The sequence below is a fragment of the Methanosarcina sp. A14 genome (genome assembly GCF_001729375.1).
Taxonomy (GTDB): Archaea; Halobacteriota; Methanosarcinia; order Methanosarcinales; family Methanosarcinaceae; genus Methanosarcina; species Methanosarcina barkeri.
Map to the genome: position 1 here is coordinate 1 of NZ_LZPK01000025.1, position 24,435 is coordinate 24,435.

Annotated in this window: 18 protein-coding genes; 10 read left to right on the forward strand and 8 right to left on the reverse strand. The window is 38.0% G+C overall.

Annotation, left to right across the window (positions count from 1 at the left end):
- Positions 1-365: 365 nt before the first annotated feature.
- Positions 366-1,949, reverse strand: a complete 1,584-nt coding sequence (locus A9239_RS01440; protein WP_052712682.1) for a glycosyltransferase family 2 protein — start codon at positions 1,947-1,949, stop codon at positions 366-368.
- Between the two features lie 1,028 nt (positions 1,950-2,977).
- Between A9239_RS01440 and pheA the strand changes: the two genes are divergently transcribed.
- From pheA to A9239_RS01475, 7 genes are all read left to right on the forward strand, one after another.
- Entirely contained in the window at positions 2,978-3,859 is an 882-nt protein-coding gene (gene pheA / locus A9239_RS01445) for a prephenate dehydratase (RefSeq protein WP_048119680.1), read from the forward strand.
- A 310-nt stretch (positions 3,860-4,169) separates the two neighbouring features.
- Entirely contained in the window at positions 4,170-5,063 is an 894-nt protein-coding gene (locus A9239_RS01450; protein WP_048119682.1) for an OadG family protein, read from the forward strand.
- Positions 5,064-5,256: 193 nt separating this feature from the next.
- A complete protein-coding gene (locus A9239_RS01455; RefSeq protein ID WP_048119685.1) occupies positions 5,257-6,231 on the forward strand; it encodes a MoxR family ATPase in 975 nt (324 codons plus the stop codon).
- A gap of 109 nt (positions 6,232-6,340) precedes the next feature.
- The gene (locus tag A9239_RS01460; RefSeq protein ID WP_048119687.1) at positions 6,341-7,222 is read left to right on the forward strand and encodes a DUF58 domain-containing protein; all 882 of its coding nucleotides are present in this window, start codon (positions 6,341-6,343) and stop codon (positions 7,220-7,222) included.
- 2 nt (positions 7,223-7,224) lie between these two features.
- Positions 7,225-9,108, forward strand: coding sequence for a VWA domain-containing protein (locus A9239_RS01465; RefSeq protein ID WP_048119689.1), 1,884 nt, complete (start codon positions 7,225-7,227; stop codon positions 9,106-9,108).
- Complete coding sequence (locus A9239_RS01470; protein WP_048119691.1) at positions 9,105-11,585, forward strand: VWA domain-containing protein; 2,481 nt, start codon at positions 9,105-9,107, stop codon at positions 11,583-11,585. Before A9239_RS01465 ends, A9239_RS01470 begins: the two co-directional genes overlap by 4 nt.
- Before the next feature lie 225 nt (positions 11,586-11,810).
- Positions 11,811-15,488, forward strand: a complete 3,678-nt coding sequence (locus A9239_RS01475; protein WP_048119693.1) for an SIR2 family protein — start codon at positions 11,811-11,813, stop codon at positions 15,486-15,488.
- A gap of 54 nt (positions 15,489-15,542) precedes the next feature.
- Here A9239_RS01475 and A9239_RS01480 read toward each other — a convergent pair whose 3' ends face one another.
- The 6 genes from A9239_RS01480 to A9239_RS01505 all read right to left on the reverse strand — a co-directional run bounded on the left by A9239_RS01480 (position 15,543) and on the right by A9239_RS01505 (position 19,916).
- Entirely contained in the window at positions 15,543-16,220 is a 678-nt protein-coding gene (locus tag A9239_RS01480) for a diacylglycerol/polyprenol kinase family protein (RefSeq protein WP_230669034.1), read from the reverse strand.
- A 194-nt stretch (positions 16,221-16,414) separates the two neighbouring features.
- Positions 16,415-17,593, reverse strand: coding sequence for an NDP-sugar synthase (locus tag A9239_RS01485; RefSeq protein ID WP_048119695.1), 1,179 nt, complete (start codon positions 17,591-17,593; stop codon positions 16,415-16,417).
- Between the two features lie 233 nt (positions 17,594-17,826).
- Positions 17,827-18,234 carry an OB-fold nucleic acid binding domain-containing protein gene (locus A9239_RS01490; protein WP_048119697.1) on the reverse strand — a complete coding sequence of 136 codons (408 nt, stop codon included), beginning with the start codon at positions 18,232-18,234 and terminating at the stop codon, positions 17,827-17,829.
- A gap of 29 nt (positions 18,235-18,263) precedes the next feature.
- On the reverse strand, positions 18,264-18,737 hold the full coding sequence (locus tag A9239_RS01495; RefSeq protein WP_230629264.1) for a peptidylprolyl isomerase: 474 nt from the start codon (positions 18,735-18,737) through the stop codon (positions 18,264-18,266).
- 121 nt (positions 18,738-18,858) lie between these two features.
- A complete protein-coding gene (locus A9239_RS01500; protein WP_048119699.1) occupies positions 18,859-19,428 on the reverse strand; it encodes a peptidylprolyl isomerase in 570 nt (189 codons plus the stop codon).
- Positions 19,429-19,433: 5 nt separating this feature from the next.
- Complete coding sequence (locus tag A9239_RS01505; protein ID WP_048119701.1) at positions 19,434-19,916, reverse strand: peptidylprolyl isomerase; 483 nt, start codon at positions 19,914-19,916, stop codon at positions 19,434-19,436.
- A 413-nt stretch (positions 19,917-20,329) separates the two neighbouring features.
- Between A9239_RS01505 and A9239_RS01510 the strand changes: the two genes are divergently transcribed.
- From A9239_RS01510 to A9239_RS20020, 3 genes are all read left to right on the forward strand, one after another.
- Positions 20,330-20,902 carry a hypothetical protein gene (locus tag A9239_RS01510; protein ID WP_048154615.1) on the forward strand — a complete coding sequence of 191 codons (573 nt, stop codon included), beginning with the start codon at positions 20,330-20,332 and terminating at the stop codon, positions 20,900-20,902.
- 879 nt (positions 20,903-21,781) lie between these two features.
- On the forward strand, positions 21,782-22,123 hold the full coding sequence (locus A9239_RS20015) for an MEDS domain-containing protein (RefSeq protein WP_048119705.1): 342 nt from the start codon (positions 21,782-21,784) through the stop codon (positions 22,121-22,123).
- Between the two features lie 53 nt (positions 22,124-22,176).
- Positions 22,177-22,629, forward strand: coding sequence for a PAS domain-containing protein (locus A9239_RS20020; RefSeq protein ID WP_048154612.1), 453 nt, complete (start codon positions 22,177-22,179; stop codon positions 22,627-22,629).
- Between the two features lie 460 nt (positions 22,630-23,089).
- Here A9239_RS20020 and A9239_RS01525 read toward each other — a convergent pair whose 3' ends face one another.
- Positions 23,090-24,088 carry a beta-propeller fold lactonase family protein gene (locus A9239_RS01525; RefSeq protein WP_048123168.1) on the reverse strand — a complete coding sequence of 333 codons (999 nt, stop codon included), beginning with the start codon at positions 24,086-24,088 and terminating at the stop codon, positions 23,090-23,092.
- Positions 24,089-24,435: the final 347 nt, after the last annotated feature.

Sequence of the window (24,435 nt, forward strand, 5' to 3'; positions counted from 1 at the left end):
TTTGACAGGAATGTGGTATTCCTTAGCAACCTACGATATAAAGAATGAATTTTATCTTGAGAAATCCTATTTTTGATAAAAATAACAGCTAGTTAGAAGATGAAAGTTTTTAAATAATTATAGGTTTACTAATGAAAGCAATAGAGAATAAGTCTTCAACTTTTCTCCCTAAACTTCTGCCATTAACAGGGAATCAAATACAATTCACTTCAAAAAATTTTTTAATTAATAGACTGTACCATTTATTTTATGAAAAGTTTAATGAACATATGCCTTTCCATGTCAATAGTTTGTAAGCCTTAATTTTCGCATCGCAAACTTGATTACATCCCTACAAATGTGAGTACAATATTCAAAATACATTTTCAAACTGTCTTCGAATATTTGATCTTGTCCGACTGCATATCAAAGAACATTGCAAAAAGCAATAACTGCATACCCATCAGAGTAATAAATACTCCTAACAGAGGATAGTTTGGAGAAACAGAATTGCGCATTACTTTTTGTACCAAAATCCAGAAATCAAAAAGCAGTCCACAGGGTAAAAGTATCATGCTGGCAAGATAAAAAAACACTAATGGGTGAAAGCTCAAAAGTACATACTTGGTTTTAATCCTCCAGATAAATCCTTTAAAGAGCATAGGAGCAACTTTTAAGATGTATTTGTGATACTTTATAGAAGATTTTTCATTTCCATAGCGGGCAGGGATTACAACGTCGGTTACTCTCATGCCGTATGCATTGAGTTTAATTAGTATATCATTTAAGTAACCATAATATGTGTATACGGAATCAAGATCGATCGTTTCCAGAGCTTTTCGAGATGCGGCAGCATAACCGTTTTGAGGATCCATTAAGTCCCAGTAACCGCTTCCGATTTTAGTCAGCAGTGAAAGTAGAGTGTTTCCAATGAACCGCCAGGTGCTCATTCCTTCTCTGGCTTTTCTGGTAATAAGCCTGTTTCCTTTAGTGTAGTCAGCCTTATCTTCTATTATAGGCATTAAAAGGCGAGGCATCTGAGATGGATCCATCTGGTTGTCGCCGTCCATGACAACAACTATGTCCATTTTGTCTTTCAGAGCCATTTTATATCCGTCAACAACGGATTTTCCAGCACCCATATTCACTTCATGTCTTAAGGAAACTATTCTGGAGTCTTTTAAACTTTTGATCACTTCAGGAGTTCGATCAGAACTACAATCATCTACTATGTAAATGCGGCTTACATACTCAGGAATTCCCATTATCGTTGCGCCTAACAAAGCTTCCTCATTGTATGCAGGTACTACAACTCCAATATTATACCTTTTAAAAAGGCTGAAAGTGTGCTCTTCTTTAAGATCAAGATGCTTTGCTTTCAAATTATTATTTTCAGCAAAAGAAATAATGGCACTTGCAGAAGAAGTGTAAATATCAGAGGAACTTAGTACCTCAAAGCATTGCTTAGAGAAAGCAAAAAATCCTATTGGTCTATTTTCGGTCTGAATCTCATTCAAAAAAGAGATGTTTTCCTGTAGTCTGTTTGATTGGACAAAACAGGTGCCAATTACCATATCGAAATCATCTTTTTGGATAGGCTCAAGCATTTTAGGAATTAGTTTGGAATCGTGACAAATACTGATATCCATGAACAGAAGAACATCAGAATCTAGGGCATGCTGGATACCCATTGTTAGTGGAAAGTCCGGCCTTCTATGTCCAAGTTTGCGAATTACTTCTGCACCTGCAAGCTCAGCTACTTTAACCGTATTGTCCGAACTTGCATTGTCCACAACAATTACTTTATTGGCTAATTCCTTCGCCTGTAAAACCACGCTACCTACTGAAACTTCCTCGTTATAGACCGGAAGAATCACGGTTACATTTTGGGGAACCGTGCCTTTAGCGCGCAGATTTTCATTTTCAGTCATACACTGCGAGCTGTTACCCATATGCAGCTCTGTACTCAATAACTATTACCTCTTTTTTAGTATCTCTTTTTTGAAACCAATATTATAGAAATATTAGATGGAAGATTTTATTGATGTACCTTAAAAGCCATGGAATTTTAAATATAATATAATTAATAATATAATTTAAGAAAATTTAATGTAAAATAATAATTATAGATTAAATATATTAGGAAGAATATACAATTTTGATACATATATTTGTAACTTAAAACCAAACAAATGCACTACTATAATGTGATACGCTTTCATTTGTGTTTCATATAAAGATCATGAACGCAATTGATTTGACCAAGTACAGTTTTAAATAACAATGCAAGTTGTACTATTTTAATTAACGAATATCTTTATTTAGTTAAAATTAGTATATAAAAATTTGGAATTTATATGAAAACATATTAATAAAGATAAAAATTTAAAAATTAAATAATATCCTATTCGAATTTAAAGGAGAATTAAGGGAAAAATTTCAAATCAGAAAAAAATGTGCAACAATTTTGCCATACTTGGCTTAATTATGCTCCCTAGGAATAATGCTTATGCCAATTCTTAGGCCTTTTAGTATTCACCTTTATGTACAAGCTTATATATCAAGTGAACACTTCCTGAACCAAAGATTTCTAGAACTCCCTGGGGCAACAGTACTTATTGTCAAACCAATGTTCTGGAAAAATAATAGTCAAAACCGGATAAAGATCTCATTGTTTTCCTGATCCTATCTATTCTCATATATGTAGTAACCCTTAAGTATGTAATCATAACTTCAAAAGAGAAAGGAGATTACAACCGAATTTTAGATTCTTAGACAGCAAGAGAAAGTCGAAAATTATACTGAAAAATCAGCCCTCATAACTGGTTGAAAATCAGTTTATCTTTACCATAAATTTACTATTGAGCAAAGCTAAAAAGGTACCGTCCTCCAGAGATGGGAATCAGGCAGCGAAAAGGACCCACCCTCCAGAGATGAGAATCAGGTGGCGGGACTCGGGCAAAAAATATTATTACCATCAACGCAATTAACCCCTCAGATGATTATCGGTGTGTTAGGGCTCGAAGGCTCGTACTCGGAGAAAGCTGCACAAATCTGGACTCTAAGACATAGGCTAGATAGTGTAGAAATTCAACATTTTGCAGATATAGAGGACGCATTTCTAGCTGTGGAACAGGGAAAATCCGATCTTTCAGTAGTTCCTATAGAAAACTCTATTGAAGGTTCGGTAGGCGTTACTCTTGATTTACTTTATGAGAATGAGGTTGAGATAGTAGGAGAGATTGTTGTAAAAATTGAGCATTGCCTGCTCTCGAAAGGAGGAACTGAGAAGATTAAGGTTGTTCTTTCCCATCCTCAGGGACTTGCCCAGTGCAGGCATTTTCTAAAAAAATATTTCCCTGAGGCTGAACTAAGGAGCACAGGTAGTACTTCCCATGCAGCAAGGCTCGCAGGAGAATTTGAAGAAATGGCAGCAATAGCTTCTCCTGAAGCTGCAGAGTGTTACAGGCTGAAGATTCTCCTTCCAAATATACAGGACAGAAAAGAAAACTACACCCGCTTCATTGTTTTGAGAGCCGCAGGAAAAAGCACGGATGAGCAGGTTTTATGTGACACTGAAGATAAACCGGATAAGCTTGAAAATTCCAGCCGTTCAGCATTCAAGACCTCTATTATAGTATATCTGGAAAAAGACAGGCCAGGAGCATTATATGAAATACTCGGGGCTTTTGCAAAGAACAATATTAACCTTACCAGGATTGAATCCAGACCTTCTAAAAAAGAACTTGGGGATTATTACTTCTATATTGATTTTGAAGGGCACACAAGTGATGTACTTATAAAAGAGACATTAAAAGACATAAAAAATAAAACCGATACGCTAAAAATACTGGGTTCCTATCCCGCTTTCAAAACTTAAGTGATCGCAGTTATTCCACTTTAAAACAAGTAAAAGGTTAAATAAAATCCTGCGAATTTAGGCAGAAGACCATAAAGCAGTCTTAATATATTTAAAACCGTAAATTTAAAGACAAAATTTAACAAAAATTGTATTGTTGTGCGAATCTAAAAAATTCAGATTCAGGAACGTGTACTTTTATATACTATCTTTTTCTATTCTCTTCCTAGAATATCTTCTGACAGTATATTTGCATGTTCCGTAAATACAGAATTCGTTCTCATAATTATTTAAGATCACAGCCTTTTTCCAGGTTGCAAAAGGGAGCGAGATGGCTCTGAGTATTGAAGAAATAGTAAACAAACACGAATCGGCTTTAAAAAAATATAGAGGACTCTATGCCTTTGCAGACCTGCTTGCAACTTATTTTGTCCTCTATGTACTTTTCGTGCTTTTCAATATGAGAGATTTATTTTTAATGTTTAGCATCTTCGAACCTTATACCGGTGCGAAATACAGCATTCTGGGCTTTGGGGTTGTTTTTGAAACTCTGGGGCTTATTATTCTGGCTTTTGTCCTTTCTCTTATCCTTACAGCTATCAGACATTACAAGACTGAAAAGAAAGATGCTATTGCTCTTATAGAAGAGACACACCCTATACTCAAGGAGAGATTAAGGACTGCCTATGATAACCGTAATACGAATAACATTATTGCCCGGGACCTTATAGGTGGAGTCATAATTGATTCAAAACCAGTAGAGTCCTCTTCCTTCTTTGACAGGAGAAAACTTGCAAAAGATCTGTTTGTAATAGTTTTTGCAGTTGCCGTTCTCGCATATGTTGCCGGAACCGGATACCAGACAACTCTCAGCCCTACTGACCTTAACGGAGTAATTGACAAGCTTCCCTTAGTTTCGAATTCAAACTCTGACCTTTACCCTGTGGAAGAAAACGGCGGGACCTCGAATAACACCAGCCAGGAAAACATATTCGGAAAGCCTGCCGTTGTTGTGGTGGAAGGTAAAGATGTTGATCTGACGATTCCCCCAGGTACAGGTCAGGGCTTTACAAGCCAGGAAGAAGGAGAACAGACGAACGAGTCATTTACCCAATCAGGTCTGGTAAATCCTGAAGCGGAGGCTTCCCAGGCTTATTATGATAATTTACCTGAAGGATACAAGAACGTTATCCAGAGTTACTTTGAAGGACTTGCAGAAGAATAATTTAGAACATTTATATAAAGTTGAATTTATCTGAATCAGGTTAATCGAAGGTTGTCTAAAAGCAGTTTTTGAATTACAGACAGTGTACCGGAGATACACCGCTCTGGAGAAATACTGCTGCATGAGCATGTGACATCCAGAAAATCGGGCTTCTTAAGCCTCTAAAAACAGGAACTTAAAGGGTGAAGCGGATATGAATGAAAATAATACCGATTCTGGTCAGGCTACAACGACCTACCAGAACGCAGGCACAATTTTCAAAAGTTTTTTTGAAGATATTGGAAATGTTGTGGTGGGCCAGAATAGAGTAGTGGAGCAAATCGTGATCGCAATACTCTGTGAAGGGCATGCCCTAGTTGAGAGCAATCCAGGGCTTGGAAAAACGCTTATGATCTCCACAGTGTCAAAGGCAATGAACCTGAAATTCAGCAGGATTCAGTGTACTCCTGATCTCATGCCCTCTGACATTACAGGGACAAATGTTATTGAAGAGCAGGACAACAAAAAAGAATTCAGGTTCCAGCCAGGGCCGGTCTTTGCAAATGTTGTTCTTGCGGATGAGATTAACAGGGCATCCCCTAAGACCCAGTCAGCCCTGCTGGAAGCTATGCAGGAAAAACAGGTAACGGTCGGAAACGATACATTCATGCTTGACCGTCCCTTTTTCATTCTTGCCACCCAGAACCCCATAGAAATGGAAGGCACATATCCCTTGCCTGAAGCCCAGCTCGACCGTTTTCTCTTAAAAATCCTTGTAGATTATCCTTCCCATGAAGAAGAAATGGAAATAATAAACCGCTATACAAAATCCGAAGTCCCAAAAGTGTCCAGAGGCCTTGATAAATCCACACTCCTCGATTTGCAGAAACTGACCAGGCAGGTCCCAATCTCCGAGGAGCTAAAACAGCGTGTTCTTTCTATTGTGGGCATGACAAGAAAAGACAAAGAGCATATCGAGTACGGGGCTTCTCCACGAGCATCTATCGGCCTTATTCTTGCCGCAAAAGCCAGAGCCCTTATAGAAGGCAGGAATTTCGTAAGCAAAGAGGATGTCGATTATATGGCATATCCGGTTCTCCGCCACAGGCTTATCCTGACCTTCGAAGCCGAAAGAAGCGGGATGACTCCTGATCAGGCTATTGAGGAGATTATCCGGAAGCTCAAATGAAACATGAGTGGGATTCCCAGGTAAGGGAAGGAACTGTAGAAGAAGTTAAAATAACCCTGAAGGTTTTTCCGGGTCCGGAATAAACCGGACTTTTTATTGACGATCCAGAATGACTCGCACAAAACAAAACATAGAAACGGACTTTTTCAGGCAGCTTGACCGCTTTACCTTCTCTGTCCGGAAAAGGGTATCTACTGTTTACGCCGGAAACCGTCCCTCAACCCGAAGCGGGCACGGCATTGATACTATCGGGTTCAGGGAATATGATCTTAACGACAGCCTGAAAGATATCGACTGGAAAGCCTATGCGAGGACTGAGAAGCTCTATGTGCGGCAGTTTGAGGAAGAGAAAACCCTTACAACCCATATACTTCTGGACGCCAGTAAAAGTATGAACTACCCTGAAAAAGGAACTTCAAAATTTGAATATGCTGCCATGCTCGCGGCAGGCTACGCCTACATGGTAACAAAATATAACGATAGGTTCGCAATCTCAACCTTTGCACAGGAAGTCGATATACACAAACCCAGCCGCGGGAGAAAAAACCTTTTACGTGCAATTGATAGACTGACAGAGCTTGAACTATCTGGAAGCACTTCTATAGGGGAAGCTGTCATAAAATACAGCAGGGAAATCAAGTCCAGGTCCCTTGTAATCCTTATCTCGGACTTTCTTCAAGAACCCGAGGCAATAGAAACCGCAGTTTCCAGGTTATCTGACCATGACCTGATTTTGATCCAGGTGCTAGACCCCACGGAAAAAGTACTCCCTATCCAGGGTAACAGCAAGCTTATAGACCTTGAAACCGGAGAAGAAGTCAGGACTTATGTTAGTGAGAAGTTTAAAGAACGCTATCTTAAAAAGCTCGATGATCACAGCGCAAGAATTAAAAAAGCCTGTATGAAGACAGGGGCTGAATTCTATACTTTTACAACCGACACCCCCATTTTTGATGCTTTTTACTATACCATCAGGAGAAGGAGACGCTAAAAATGCCTTTTGAAAACCCCCTTGCTCTTATTGCTCTCCTGAGTGTAATCCCGCTTATCATTATTTACATGCTCCGTCCCAGACCGAAGGTACTTGCAATTCCTTCGCTCATGTTTGTACTAAAACTTGAGAGGGAGAGAAAACGGGTATATGCATCACTTACCAAAATTGTGCAGGACCCGCTTTTCCTGATCCAGCTCCTGATGCTTATTCTTCTTTCCATTGGCGCAGCAGGGTATTACTATACTTCACAGGAACCGCTGAGCGGAGAGCATACAGTGCTGGTCCTTGATACCTCTGCAAGTATGCAGGTTGACTCTCGTTTTGATGATGCTGTTAAGATTGCCGATGGTTATGTGAGCAAGAAAAATAGCATAATCCTGGCTTCGGATACGCCTCGTCTTGCTCTTGATGGAGGCGATGCGTCCTCTGCAAAGGAGATATTAAGTCAGGTTCAGCCGGGGGCAGGTACTGCCGACCTGTCTGCAGCCATAACTACAGGTATGCGTCTTTTATCAAAAGAAGGAGGGGGAAAAATCATCGTTATATCGGATTTCACGAATTCGAAAGGAGACGATCCTGTTAGTTCCAAAAACCTGGCCGAGTCTTACGGGATTTCAGTCAATTTCGTAAAAGTCGGAAAGTCTGCCGATAACATAGGGGTCATCAACGGATGGATCGAAGCCACGAACGGAAAATACGGCTACACAGGTGTAATTAAGAACTATAAAGATCAAAGCGAGAAAGTTGAAATCGAGACCGGAAGCGGAGCTTCAGGAAACTCAACGTCATTTTCCCTTGACGTCCCGGCAAGAGGGACAAAACAGTTCACACTTGAAAACCTTGGGCCAGGGATTACAACGGTTCAGCTTAATGTGAAAGATAGTTTACCTGTTGACAATAAAGCTTACATTTCCATTCCAGAGACTTTAGAGCAGCGTATACTCTTTATCACTGACGATGGGAAACTACCTTCGAAAACGGCACTCTCCCTGCTTCCGAACAGCAATCTCAGTGTCACAAAAGCCGTGCCTTCTTCCCTTGACAATTACACACTTGTAGTTCTTGCGCAGAAAGAAACTCCAATTGCTAGTGATTCAGTAGATACAATTGAAAATTATGTAAGAAACGGAGGCAATGCAGTTTTCATCGCAAGCGGCGCCTTAGCCCCCGAGAAAACTGAGGTTGGCCTAATTAAGATCTTACCTGTAAAACCTACCGGAATTGAGAACGAAACAAATGGAACCGATCTTGGAGTTAAGGAAGTTCAGCAGAGCAGTATTACAAAGGACATTAGAAGTGATGAGATCTCAGTCCACACATACCTGGACGCAACTGAAAGAACCGGCTCGACAACCCTGGTAGCTCTAGAAAATGGAGTTCCGATCTTGAGTTACTGGCAGGTAGGTAAAGGGACCGTTTTCTATATGGGGCTGGATGATGAACTCGGGGACAATGCCTGGAATAATTTCCATAACTTGCCTGAGTATCCTGTGTTCTGGATAAAACTTGTTGAATGGCTCGGAGGGACAGGTGATATTTCTGAATATAACCTGAATACAGGTACTTTAACGTCTCTTTCGAAGACTGAAGAAATCAAGACTCCCTCGAAAACATTCACTTCAAACCATATTCTATTTGATGAGGCGGGAATTTACGAAATATCAGGAAAGAAGATTGCAGTCAACCTTTATAGTGACAAGGAATCAAACACAACAGTTGATGCATCTGATGTTGTTCAGCGGGCGGCTGAGGAAGATAAGTCCAAACTTGTGAGGGCTGATACTTATACTGCCAAAAATGACATTACTGATTACCTGATAGTAGTTATGTTCCTCCTCATACTAGCTGAAATTATGATCGTGCGCCGGCGGGGTGAACTATGAATATATCCCTTGAACACCCGGAAATGCTTTTACTCATCATTCCTGTGACAATTGCCGGGTTCTATCTCCTGCGGAAGACAAAAACGAAGATTGTGGAATGGAGGATGCTTGTAGCTTTCCTCCTTATACTCGCTTTGGCTGCTCCATTTACAACGGTTACGCAGACTGTTAATGAAGACAATCCTTCACTTGTACTAATTCAGGATAAGACCTCAAGTATGGGGCTTTTTTCTAATGAAACAGGTAATGACCTGTATAAAGCCCTTGCAGCTGATACCTCTACAACCTTAGTCCAGCTTACAGGCGATAAAACAAATCTTGGAGATGCTGTAACTCAGTACTCTGGCACTGGTAATCAGATTGTTCTGATTACTGATGGGAATAACAACTCCGGGAAGAGCCTTGTTGATGCCCTCGGCTTTGCCAAAGAAACCAATACTTCAGTCTACCTTGTCGAGCCTGAACTTAAGACAAATGACCTCAGTGTAGAAATTCATGGGGACAAAAGTGTAATTGTGGATAACCCAAACGAATTTGATATAGTTGTCCGCCAGGCTTCAAATCAAAGTGTTAGCTATTCCTATGAAGCATACGTAGATGGGGAACTTTCCCAAAGTGGCGACGTTACTCAAAACTCAACACAGTATACTATTTCCCCTAATCTCAGGCACACTTTTAGCACTCTTGGTGCTCACAATATCAGTGTAAAGATTACTCCTTCCGGAGAAGATCTGAGTAGTATTAACAATAAATTTTATAAATCCGTGTATGTAATTCCCAAACCAAAGCTCACTCTTGTTACCGGTGAGCCGAATTCACCCCTTGCTCAAATCCTTAACAAACTTTACAACACTTCTGTTTTCACTACTTATCCTGGAGCAAGTGCTCTGAACAGTAGCAAAACTCTGGCACTTGATAACCAGTTCGCCGATAATCTTACGGAGACACAAGTAAAAGAAATTAGAAAGTATGTTACTAATGGAGGTGGACTGGTAGTTGTAGGAGGAGAAAGAGCATATAATTATGGCAATTATCTTAATTCCTCGTTTGAAAAAATCCTACCTGTGATTTCAAGGCCTTCCGAATATAAGGGAGGACGAAACCTTGTCCTGATCCTCGACGTTTCTCCCAGTACTACAGCCCACAAAACCCAGGGAGACATCCTGGGAAATGCCATATATATTCTTCAGAACGAAAATCTCAAAGATGCAAACGCCGAAATTATCGCATTCGGAAGCAAGGGATATGATGTTTCAGGAGGTTTTGTTTTCCTTGGACTTGCTCAGAACCAGGCAACTCTTAAAGACAAAATCGAGAAACTGGCTCCTGACGAGGAAAGCAAGACTTCCTTAGATGCAGGACTCAACATTTCAAAGGAAATGCTTACCGGCAAGGAAGGCGAACTTGATGCTATTATTATTTCAGACGGAGCAATCGAAGATTCCTACAAGCCAAGCCTTCAAGCTGCAAAAGAACTGCAGAAACTCGGTGTAAACCTGTACTTTATCCATATTCGTTCAGTAGCTCCTTCCCAGATTGACAAATCCAGAAATTATTATGCTGAGATGTTTATGAAGGAACTCGGGCTTGAGAAAAACTATTTCCACATTAATATGAGTGAAAGGGCAAACATAGTCTTTAAGTCAACCGATAAGTCTCAGGAAGAAGAGAACGAAGAAGAAAAAGAGACAGAAGAAAATGCAACTTCTGATTATTCTCTCTATGTTTATTCTCCAAATAGCTTCATTACGAAAGATGTGAACCTTACTTCCAATATCACAGGATATAACGACGTGACTCCAAAAGCCGGGGCTGAACGTTTGGTTATAACTACTTCAAATGGAAAACCAGTACTTACTACATGGCGCTTCGGACTAGGAAGAGTTGCAGCTTTTACCACAGACAATGGGCAAGGGGACGGTTCTCGCTGGGCGACTAATGTTTATAACGGATCGAGTGCCAGACTAATTTCAAGCATGATCAACTGGGCAATAGCGAACCCGAGAGCTGAAGAAGGAACTGTTGTGGACAGCCCGGATACCTGGCTTGGCACTCCCTCCAACCTGACACTTACAATGTACGATGAAGGAATCCCGCAGCTAAAACTAGATGGCAATGCTCTGGACCTTGCTCTAACCGGAAAGAATACCTATGAGACAAATGTGAATCCAAATAGTATTGGGATTCATGATATCTCAGGCTACCCGCTTGCAGTAAATTACCCGCTTGAGTACAGGGATGTAGGACTCAATGAGGATATAGAGCCTCTTGTCCTTTCTACCGGAGGAAAAATTTACAATGAGAAGGATGCAAGAGCCCTTCTACTGAAAGACGCGCGGCAGAATTCAGTGAAACAATCCGATGAGCAGGTAAGCCTGAAAGTGTATGTACTCCTTACTGCGCTTGTGCTTTATCTTGGAGAAATCCTTGCCAGGCGCATAAGGGAAATGAGAAAGCTCAAGAATACGCAAGGTTGAGACCTGAACTTGAAAATAAAACCTGAAAAGGGTTTTTTCTTCCTCTTTTCTGTGGATTCCATATTTTAGGCTTCATCAGTTAATTAAAAACGATTACTTTTTAAGGATTAATAACTCTTCTCTGCATTACTGTAGTTCAAAAGATATTTTATATTTAAACTCTTGAATCCATTTTTACCTACTGAACTCTGTAGAAAATTCTGTACCAAAATAAGGAAATAAATAATGGCCCTTGGTGAAATTGTTCCCATTCCAAAACTTCCCCCACAGATAATCGATGCAGTTAATAGCAATACATTGGCAGTTTTCATTGGTGCTGGGGTATCAAGAATAGTTGGTTGTGCAAGTTGGAAAACGTTGGCTAATAATCTTATAGAATTCTGTTTTTCAAAATCATGTATAAATTTCAAGGAAAAAGAAACTCTCTCTGCTTATGATCCAAAGAAATCAATTACAATTTGCAAATACATATTGACACAAAAAGGCTTTGAGAGTGATTTAATCAATATAATTAAAGAATCCCTCAAACCAAAGGAAGACCTTTATGAATCACAAAATATTTATCATGAGTTGTATGGTTTAAGAGGACTTTTTGTTACAACTAACGTTGACGATTGTTTTCATAGCAAATTTGAAAGACCGAACATAGTTTATAAAGAAAAGGACTTCAAACTAAATTCTACTAATGATGATATTGATAAATCTAAGCTCTACCAAATACATGGTTCTCTTTTAAGTCCCGACTCATTAGTTTTTACAGTCTCAGATTACTTACAAAAGTATAATAATCCTTATTTTCAGCATTTTATGCAAAAATTATTTTCTACCTATGTTGTACTATTTTTAGGATATGGTTTGGAAGAATTTGAAGTGCTGGATTATTTGATCACGAAGTTCGATCATAGTCAAGGTACAGAAATGAGACATTTTATCCTTCTGCCGTATTATAGCGGTGAAAACCGTATTGTAGAGTTTGACCGTTCTTATTATCGTTCTCTAGGAATAACCGTCGTACCTTATAAAAAAGATGAGAGGGGATATAATCAACTATATGAAGTAATCAAGCAATGGAATAGTGAAGTAAATCAAATATCAACTTATTTATCGGAGTCTTTCAGAGAGATTGACAAATGTATTGCTAGCTTTGATAATGCATCGGCAAATCGGATATTCCAAATTATATTGAACGATGAACCACAAAGAAATTATTTTTTCGAAGCTCTTGCTTCATGTGATAATCCTTTTCCTTGGTTGAAACTTTTACATGAAAAAAAATACCTTGACCCGAAGAAAAATCCGTCTCCAAAAGAAGTTTCAAGTGATAAAAAAATTTATTTTGAAGTGAAATATTGGAATGTTCTTGGTTATTTGAGAAACCTTGCTACTAAAAATGCCGCTAGTCCTGATAGTGAAATAACAAAAGACATTTCACAAATCATTGATTCAATAATTGGATACCGTGAAAATGGTGCAAGAATTGAAAACTATCATACTGACTCGATACTCATCGATATTATTTTCAAATTGCCTGTCGAAATAGTAGAAGAAAAGCATATCGTATTCCTTGAACGTGCTTTAAATACAAAAATTAACAAAGTATTTATTACAAGTCAAATCTATAAATCCGCCTTTCCTTTTTTAATTTCCAATCAAAAGATAGATCTGTTGCTAAAGTTACTTGAGGTGATTTTCAATTATGAGAAATCTGATGACTTTTATAAGTATTCATCTCTGGTTGAAAATTATTGGCTTCGTAAGGCAATTTTTGAGTATAAGACTGAAATTATCGATTTATGCGGGATGGACGCAGCCAAAATTATTCTTCATAAAATTGAAGATATTATCTCTGAAGACGATACGCAGTTTCGAACAGCGTCAGTTACTACGATTGAAAATAGTGACCAGAATATAAATAAAGAAAAATACGCATATCAATGTGTTTCCTTTGTTAGAGACATTTTTGAGGCTACCGATCCAGAAGTATTAAATCAAACAATTTTAGAATTACTATATAAATCTCATCCAATATTCAGAAGAATTGCAATTCACACTATAAGTTACCATTATAATTCCTTACACAAAATCTTTTGGGCGTTAAATTTCAATCCTATTGATGATTATTCTCTTAAACATGAAGTATATGAATTATTAAGCAAAAATTGTCTTAGTTTTTCAAGAAGCGAACTGAATATGGCTGTCAACTGGATTGAATCTGCAGATTACCATGCTGATGATCTGCAATTATCTTCTCGTGATGAGTATTTAGCTTATAAAAAGAAATGTTGGCTTTCCTCTATCCAAGAAGCGAATAATCCTGATATAACCTCATTATATCTTAAATATGACAAAATAAATCCAGAAGGAATTAGTTATCCAGGCGATATCATACATTTTGAAAGTTTTGAAGGAAGTATAAGTCCGATAAGCGAATCTGAACTTTTGGCTAAATCAAATAATGAAATTGCAGAATATTTGAGTGAATTTAGAGAAAAAACCGGAGTAAGAACTCCTTCTAAAGAAGGGCTCGCTGAAACTTTGCAAAAATGCATTTCCAATAAACCTGAAAAATTTTCGGAAAATCTTAGTCCATATTTAAGTGTTCCTGAAATATATCAATATTATATTTTATGGGGTTTGACTGAAGCTTGCAGAAATAGAAGAAACTTTTTTTGGAATAATGTATTGAACTTTATTTCCCAATTACTTGAATCAACCAACTTTTGGAACATTAAACAAGCTGAAGATGAATCCAACTACAGAAATAGGATTGTTTCTCAAATTGCAGATCTTATTGATGAAGGACTTCTAAAAGACCATACTTTTGAAAACGGTACTTTATCTCTTGCTGAAGATATTCTACTAACTCTGGCTCAAAAAGCAAACTCAGATTTTTATAATATGAGAGACCTCACAACCTCAGTACTTAATTCTTCAAAGGGGAAAATATTCTCTGCATTGATTGACTATTCCATGTATTTCTCACATTTGATTATTGAAGGTGAAGAAAGAAAGTGGAAAGAATCGATCAAGTCTGAGTTTAATACTAGGCTAGATAGGGATTTTGAGCCATCAGTTGAATTTTCTTACATATTGGGAAAGTACATTTCACACCTTTTTTATTTAGATGAATCTTGGACAAAAAAGAATATAGACAAAATATTTTTGGTTGACCAAGACAAATATTGGGAAGCAGCTTTTACAGGTTACCTTTTTTATTGTTCCAAAATTGATAAACGAATATATTTTCTTCTTAGAGAAAAAGGGCATTATAAGAAAGCCATTCAGACCAAATTTGAAGATAATCACATTAATGAAAGACTCGTGCAACACATATGCATAGGGTATATTGAAGGATGGGAGAAATTAGATGATAAAGAGAGTTTAATTTTTCAATTGCTTGAAAAATCTGATCCACAAAGGATTTCAGAGATTATCCGATATTTCGAAACTCAAAACAATAAAATAACTGAGAAAGTAAGTAGCAAAATCAAACCTCTTTGGAACTCACTGTATGATATTTTATTGAGTAATGAAGGAGATAAGGATTATCAAGTCGTAGCTTCTGATCTTCTTTCGTGGATATCGTTGATTGATTATATAGATTCTGAAATACTTGAGTGGATTAAATTTTCTGTTAGAAACTTAGATTCCATTCCAGATTTCATAGAGGATCTTATAATCCATGCTCAAAAAACGCCGTTGGAAGTTGGAGAAATATATATTGAGATGCTTGAAAACGGGAAATATCCTTACTATTATGAAGATGAGACCAAAAAAATTGTTAGGATGTTGTATGAAAATGATCAAAAAGAAATTGCAGATAGGATATGCAATTGCTTTGAACTAAAAGGGTATGGCGGTTTCTTGAGAGAAATATATAAGGAGTATAATTCTTTAATCTGAACCAGATTTGCATAGGTGTCAGAACTTATTCTATGAGATTCTTTTGGTAAATTGTCACAAATATGCCAGAAAATTCATGGTGATCTGCCCGAAAAAACCGGCGAAAACCGGCACTATAAGGTTATCATCAATTTTATTGACTGCAGTTTCAGTAAGGGTTGCAAGAAAAGCCATCACTAGAGAAACAATGGGATTTCCGAGAATAAGCAGCCCTATGAGGAAATCAATAACAAATTCCGAAACTGAACCTTCAATTGATTTATCATTTTTAAAGATTTTTTGAAAAACTCTCCTCTTTCCGTAGAATTTACCGATGAGAGCTGCAGCCAGGTCCCCGAAGGTGGCCATAAGGATTGCAGCGTAAGCGATCTCTCGGCTGAACAGAGATATTACTGAAATTGCCCCAAGCGCAAAGAAAATATGCCCTCCGAAGCGGTCAACTTCGCTTTTTCTGTACATAATATGGAAAAAAGGTATTCGAATTCCATGCTCGACCCGGAAGTAGTCAAGAACGAGAACAACTACAAGAAACAGCATGAGCACCCATAGGATGGTTTCTTTTCCGTAAAGTTCGTAGATAAGCACTATCAGGATTGAAACCAGATGTACACTTTTTCTCAGGACTTCAAAGAAAAATTCACTGGACAACATGGCAAAAAGACTTGGCAAGATATAGTATAAAGTTATATCTGTTTCAGTGTTGCTCTGTTCTGCGCGTCCTGAACACTTCACAGATGCCCGTAGAAAGATGTATATGAAAAATAACAGCGTAAAATTGAAATTCATCCAGAGTTTCAAAAAGCAAGTTCAATCTGAAGCAACCAGAATTCCAAAAAGCGATTTCAATCTGAAGCAACCTGAAAAATGAGGATTCAGAAGTCCAGTTAATTTATTTAGACTGGATTCTGTCCTTTGGAATTCTAATTTTACGAGCCTTCATGTGCAGCATCATAATCGGAATTGATCACGGTTTCCTTTATGCTTGAGTCTTTATCTATAACAACTTCGGGCCAGATCTTAACTCCGGAATGTATTGTTGAATTACTTCCGATCAGTACTTTATGCCCGATAACGGTTCCATTTTCGAGGAAACAGTGTTCTCCGATGGTTGTGTCGTCTGCTACCACTCCACCTGAGATGTTAGAACCCTTCCCTATTGACACATTATCAAAAAGATAGGATGAAAGGATCTTTGCATTGTCTTCTATAGTGCAGTTTGAACCTATCACGCTGTAAGGCCCGATAAGGACATTATCGCCTATAGTTGTGTTTTCCCCTATTACTATTGGCCCTACAAGAGAAGAATTTGAACCTATACATACATTATTTCCTATGGACAGAGGACCTTTTATTCTTGCGTTCCGGGTTGTGAAATTGCCTTCGATTGTAGTTCCAGGAAGAGCATCAAGCATCCAGCGCTGTGCCTGCCTGTAAGCTGCCGAACTTCCAACGTCAGTCCATTGTCCTCTCACAAGTACACCATTGATTTTTTTGTCGGCTGCAAGCATGAAGGGGAAAAGATCTTTTGCAAAATCGTATTTCTTGCCTTCAGGTATCCATTCAAATATCGAAGGGCTGCAAACATAAATGCCAGTGCTTGCAAGGTTGCTGAATATCTGGCCTGCTTTCGGTTTTTCCAGAAAGCGGTGGATCCGGTTGTTAATGTCCATATCCGCAATTCCGAATTCTCTTGGGTCGTCAATCGAAAGAAGCCCTATTGTGACTGGGGCATCGTTTGCTTCATGGAAACGGTACATCTCCCGTAGGTCCAAGTTAAGGACGTGATCTCCACCAAGCACTATAAATGGCTCGTCTTTCAGATATTTCTCAGCGTTTTTAATGCCGCCTGCAGTTCCGAGTTTTTCCTTCTCATACACATAGTCGATATGTACCCCAAACATGTGCCCGTCTCCGAGCTGTTCTTCTATGCGCTCTCCCATGTACCCCAGGGTCATGACTATTTCATTGAATCCTTCCCTTGAAAGATGCTCGATCAGATGTCGGACTGAAGGCTTATTAAGAATCGGTATGCTGGGTTTAGGATGCTTGAAAGTTAGCGGCCTGAGCCTCGTCCCAGCCCCTCCACACATGATACACGCTTTCATATTTTTCCCAGATGTCCTTATATGAATATATTATTAACGATTTTGTTTTCGTGATCTCAAAGGTTATTGATAATGGTTATTCAATTAATGACGATCAACCAGATTAATGACAATTAATCAGATTATAGCGATCAATTAGATTAATAACGATTAATCAGATTATAGCGATCAATTAGATTAATAACGATTAATCAGATTATAGCGATCAATCAGATTAATAACGATCAACCAGATTAATGATGATCAATCAGAAGAATATCTTCATTTCTTTCCACTTTGATTTCCCTTTTCCCTTCGTAATTCGAAACGGTGCCTGTTACGCTGATGAAATCTCCTTTCTGAATTGAATTATTCAGAGCTTCAGCACCTGCAGTTTTTGGAATAAAGACGCTCAGGACTTCGGAGTTGCAGTCTACCTGTAAAAGCAGATGCCCACCTGTATAGGTTAACCGTTTACTCAAAACCTGGGCTTCAAGGAACACCTTCTCACCTTCACCGGACTCCCTGGTATACTGCCCGGCTTCGTCTCCTGCCTCCTGTCCAGAAGCTGTAAGTTCCGGTCCAAAGCAGATATAGGCTGTCATGAGAGAAGTCAATGTCATAAACAGCAGCAGCACCATAACTTTTTCTTCTTTTTCCATACTCTACCCCCCTGATTTTGAGCCCGGAATCAACTTATGATCGAGACCAGTTTTATTTCAAGGATGAGAGTTTTGCCTGCAAGTTCATGGTTAAAATCCAGGGTAGCAGAAGTTTCTGTGGAGTTGAGCACTTTAACCTCACTCCCAGCGGGTGTTATGATTTTCGTTCCTGGCTCAGGAGGACTCTGAAGTCCAAGCTTTTCGAGAGGGATCTCCTGAACAAGGTAATTCTTATATTCTCCGTAGGCTTCTTCAGGTGGGATTGTGAGGGTTTTTTCTTCACCCTCTTTCATTCCAAGCACTCCCCTATCGATACCTTTTATTACCTGGAATGAATCCGTTCTGAAAAAAAAAGGCCTGTAACCCTTTTCTTCATCATAAATCCCTGCTTCAAGAGCTTTTTCCTTCAAAGTGGTATCAAAGATCGTTCCGTCTTCAAACTTACAAGTAAAATCAATAAGAAGGTAATCTCCTTTTTTCACAGTACGAGAATTTTCCATCATCCCTTTCTCCTGTGTATTATTCTTTCGGTATCTACGTCATTCAACATCTCCCCAGATACTGAAAGGACAAACATTTTAAAGAAATATAGTAACTTTAAATTTGCTCTTCAGTAACTTAAACTTATTCTATTGAGATGAGTTTTATATCAAAAATCAGGGTTTTGCCTGCAAGCTCGTGATTGGCATCAAGAGTGAGATGCGTGTCGTTTACAGCTGTTACTTTGTACTGGTTCCCGTACATATCTCTCAAGGTTTGCCCCACTTCAGGAATTTGGGATTTGTTTGTTAGATTTAATTCTTCAATCGGAACAGTCAGGACTCTTGCTTCCTCATGTTCTCCATAAGCTTTATCTGGAGGGATCGTCAGGGTCTTTTCTTCCCCTACTTTCATTCCGATTACACCCTCGTCAAAACCCGAGATTACCTGTCCCGAACCAACGACAAAGCTAAGAGGGGCATACTCCTTTCCTTCGACGTATATGCCGACCTGCTTTGCAACGTCTTCTCTTGAGGTATCAAAAACCGTGCCGTCTTCAAGCTTCCCGGTGTAGTCGACCTTGACCGAATCTCCGGACTTTACTGCTCTGCTGTCTCCTCCCTCACTCCTTTTATCCGTGCATCCGCTGCCAAAAATCGAGCTTACCAGGAGCAGTATAGCTATGAAAAAAACTGCTTTTTTCCTGGTCTTCATCTCTTTCACTCCTCCACAGAAACGATTGTTACTGAGAAAATCAGGGTCTTGCCTGCAAGCTCATGGTTGAAGTCTACAACAAAGTTATTTTCGTTTATATTTGTGATAGTGCCTGTCAGACCGTTGTCCGTAGCCAGCTTCATTCCAACCTCCGGAGTAAAATTAACAGTATTATTCGGGATCTCTCTTGCGAACTCTTCCCTGTACTCTCCATATGCTTCATCAGGCGGGATTGTAATGGTTTTTTCTTCCCCCACTTGCATTCCGACAACGCCCTCATCAAATCCTTTTATCATCTGGCCTGCGCCGACGGTAAATGTAAGGGGTTCATAATTTCTCATTTGATTGTATTTCCCTGCCTCGATAGCAACTTCCTTTAAGGAAGTATCAAAAATCGTACCATCTTCAAGTTTTCCTACATAATTAACTGAGATTGTATCCCCATTCTCAATTCTTCTACTGGTGTCTTTTGTTATATCCTCGGCCATAAAAATCAATAAAACAAACGAGAACATGCTAGATAAACGTGATGATAAAATAGAAGTCAAAAACCGATTAAATAGAAATTTCAGAATCCGGAATTACAGGAATTCCTGTAACCTTCATTTTCAAGTTTTAATTTGAGATTTGGTTCCGTTCAATTCTTTTTGATATTCAAGATATGAGTAAACAGCCGTGAACCCCACAATAAAGAGTGCAGGCTCAAGAATTAAAAATGAATTCAAACCCAGAAAAAACTCCAAGCATAGCAACTATTCCTGCGACCCTCATTATCTTGATATTTTATAGCAAATAAGTCTAAATTTTTACCAAAATTAACTTTTAGTATCTAATATCGAAGGTTTAAAATATGCTTTCTGTATATAACAGTGTAATAAAAATTATTATGTCGTGAATAGTTATGGTAACAAGTCAGGAAAGACAGAAGGCAAATCTGGCCAAAATGAAAAGAATAATGGAAGTAATTGAAAGTAAGACAGATGATTCCGATCTGATTGCCGAATTGCAAGAATATTTAAGAAAACCGTACTCACTGTCTCTTAAATGGCATATGATTGTATTTAAAAGTGAAGTTGATAGGAGTTTATGGTATCTGGAAGATATAAGAAAAGAAGAAATTGAAATGGAAAAAATGAAGCGAAGGAAGGGAAAAGATCCAAAAGAAGAATTAAACCAGGTTAAATGTAAATTTTCCGAGGCAGTTAGTGAATTTAAACTCGATCACCAGATGGTATACGATCCAAAAACGAATAAGTATAAGTTGTCAAAATCTGGGATTTCCAGAACAACAAGAGAAAACATCTTTGCAATTCCAAAATCTATGATTGGGGACGATAAACTCCAGTGGAGTGAGGCAGTTAAACAAAAATGGGGAGAAGATACTATCGGACGAGCAGAATTACTGGAAAAAGGCCAGTATGACCAAAAGAGTATGAGAGTTACCTGCGATCACGAAGACAATTCTATCTGTTAATTAACTGGTCTTTTAATTATCAATTTTTAAAGTATCAATCTTTAAAGTATCAATCCTTTAATTATCAACCTTTTAATTGTCAATCATTCAATTAATCAATCTTTTAATTATCAACCTTTTAATTGTCAATCATTCAATTAATCAATCTTTTAATTATCAATCCTTCAATTATCAATCTTTTAATTATCAATCTTTCAATTATCAATCTTTCAATTATCAATCTTTCAATTATCAATCTTTCAATTACCCAATCATTTACTTTTGCAAAAATTAGCTAACAGTTTTTTCATTATTCTCGGTATATAAATATAAACTTGATAACAAAAGTTTATGAACTTGACAACAAAAGTAGACTTATATAAATCCAATGAAAAATGTAGCCATTTCTCAGTTTTGTGGCTGTGTCTCATTTGAAATTTGGAGATTATTCCTTCTTGACAATAGAATCAATAAGCTTAATATACTTGCCACATCTACTTTTATTTTCATTTAATTATTAATTCATTTTATCTCTTGTGGTTAAAAAGCATTTGAATAAGAATCCATTAGTTCCAAAATAACAAGTTCCAATAGTCAGGAAAAAAGGTCGTAAGACAAATGGAAATCTCCTTCAATTAGCCAATAGTAAGCTTTCGAGAAGAACTGTGCACTATTGAGTTTCTTGAGACCTTTAAAAAGCGCGATCAGATATAAATGGAAATCGTAAGATAAAAATGAAATCAAATACCCAGGTACAAAGAAATTTTTATCCTGGTATTCTCAAAACCCGGAGACAATACCCATGAGAAAAAACACTCGAGATTCTGGGATTGATACTGTTGGCGAAGTACCCCCTGGGGAACACACTTCTGCCAGTTCTATCAGACAAAAGAAGACTTGATGGATATACTTGTCCCTTATTTTAAAGCCGGGCTGGAAAATAACGAGCTATGCATATGGATTACCTCACAGCCTCTGGAAGTGGAAGAGGCAAAAACATCCATGAAAAGAAATGTTCCTGATTTTGATGTTTATCTGGAGAAAGGACAAATAGAAATCATCCCTTACACCAGTGGGTATTTAAAGGAGGGTATTTTCGATCCAGACAGAGTCGTAAATAGCTGGGTGAAAAAAATTAACCAGGCTCTGGCAAGGGGCTATGATGGACTGAGAGCTCCAGGGGACAATCGCGGGCTGGGAAAAAAGGCTGGAATGGATTTATTGATTATGAGAATAAAGTAGATGTTATTATCGATAAACACAATGCGATAGCCCTATGCCCATGTTATCTCGATATGTGCAGTACGGCCGAGATTATTGATGTAGTATCCAGCCATCAATTTGCTTTGATCAAAAAGGACGGAAAATGGGAGCAGATAGAAAATTCCGGAAGGAGAAGAGCAGAAAAAGAAGCTATTCAGGCTACAAAAAATTGGGAATATACCTTTGATGCTGTGCCAGACCTGGTAGCCATAATCGACGATAAACATAGAGTTGTTCGTGCAAACAAAGCCATTGCGGCAAGATTGTGGATGACATCTGAAAATACTCTTTTAAATCAAGGAGAGATCGAGATAAATACTTTATTATTTTACAATTTATGTTTATTTTTAAATAAGGTATCTGATATCGTTTTCATCCATACAAAATTCGAGGTTAATAGTAAGGAAAAATCAACGTTTAATTTACCAATTAAAGCATTTAATTTCTTAAAACAGCAAATAGATTCTTTAATGAATGTACCTTAACGGGAGAAGGGTTGAAACTATATTTAATTAGGAAAATAAGGTTTAATATCCCTTAAAAAACTAATCATTTTTCAAGGAGTCTAAAATCACTAGATTTTGTAATTGGCCACAGTCCTTGTGATATAACTCAGAAATTGAAGTTTTAAGATGTCGAATATTGATTTTGATGAATACTGGATTCTTGTTAATTCAGATTTTCAATAAAGAAATACAAAAATCACTAGGTTTTGAAACAGAGTCTACATATCATCAATTAGAGCCTACATATCTTCAATTAAATAGTTAAAGAGGAGTTCTTTAACTCCTCGAATTTTAACCACTTTTAAGCCTGTTGTGTGCTCACTCCTAATAATCTTTGCTTACTCAGTTTTTAGCATTAATTACAATGTTTGCCAAATCAATCAACGACTCTCCTCCATCTGATGAAAGTTTTCCATTCTTAATGTGAGCTTCTATCTGATTAAATAGGAACTATAAACAGCCCAATGGAAACAGGATAGTTTCCTACAGGCACAGTGGCTGTAACCGTGTTTGTTGCAGTGTCAATTACAGAGACAGTTCCATTGTAGTCGGAGTTCGCCACATATACCTTTGTTCCGTCAGGAGTTACTGCAACCCCATGAGGAATACTCCCTACATTTACTGTGGCTGCAACGGAATTGGTTGATGCGTCAATTACAGAAACGTTGTTGCTGCCAGCGTTGGCCACATATACCTTGTTTCCATCCGGAGACACTGCAACTCCAACAGGATAATCTCCAACATTTACCGTTGATATAACAGTTTTAGTTTCAGTGTCAATTACAGAAACACTGTTGCTGCCAGTGTTAGTAGTATACACCATTTGTCCATCCGTGGAAGCTGCAACTCCAACAGGAATATAGCCCACAGGCACGGTGGCTGTAACAGTGTTAGTTGCAGTGTCAATTACAGAAACATTGTTGCTGAATGCGTTTGCAACATACACCTCTGTTCCATCTGGGATGACTGAAACTCCTAGAGGCCATTTACCTACATCCACCGTTGATGTAACCATATTAGTTGCAGTGTCAATTATAGAAACGTTGTCATTGCCTCCGTTCGTCACATATGCCTTTGTTCCATCCGGAATGACTGAAACTCCTAAAGGCCATTTACCTACATTCACAGTTGATATAACAGTGTTAGTTGCATTATCAATTACATCAACATTGTTGCTGAATGCGTTCGCAATATATGCCTTTGTTCCATCCGGAGAGACTAAAACGCCAACCGGGTAGTTTCCTACAGGCACAGTGGCTGTAACTGTGTTTGTGGCTGTGTCAATTACAGAGATATTGTTGCTGCCGGAGTTCGCAATATATGCATATGGTACTGCGCCTGCTATACTCACAATCATTAAAAGAGCCAGCACTGCAATTCCTAAAACTTTTATGAAGGCATGTTTGCTGTTTGTGTTATCATATGTTATTTTTTTCATTTTAATCCCCCAAATACCATTGTTGATGAGAAAAGAGTTTACAGTAGCTGTCTTTTCATTTTGAGCAACTACTTACAAATTCCCCAGCTTGAACAAAAAGAGTATATAAATACAAGAATATAAAAGATTACATATATTAAAAAATAGTGATGCTTCGTATCAGTAAGGCACTGAGAGAAATCTGTTTTCTTCAAGATTAGCAGGGCATGTATTAGCAGGGTATGTAATAGTAAAAGGTTTCTATTGAGAATCTCAAATTAGCTTTTAAAATCTCAAATCTAATTTGATACTCACTTTTTTAAAAGTATCCCCCAAACGAATTCTTATTCTCAACTTTATTTTGCATT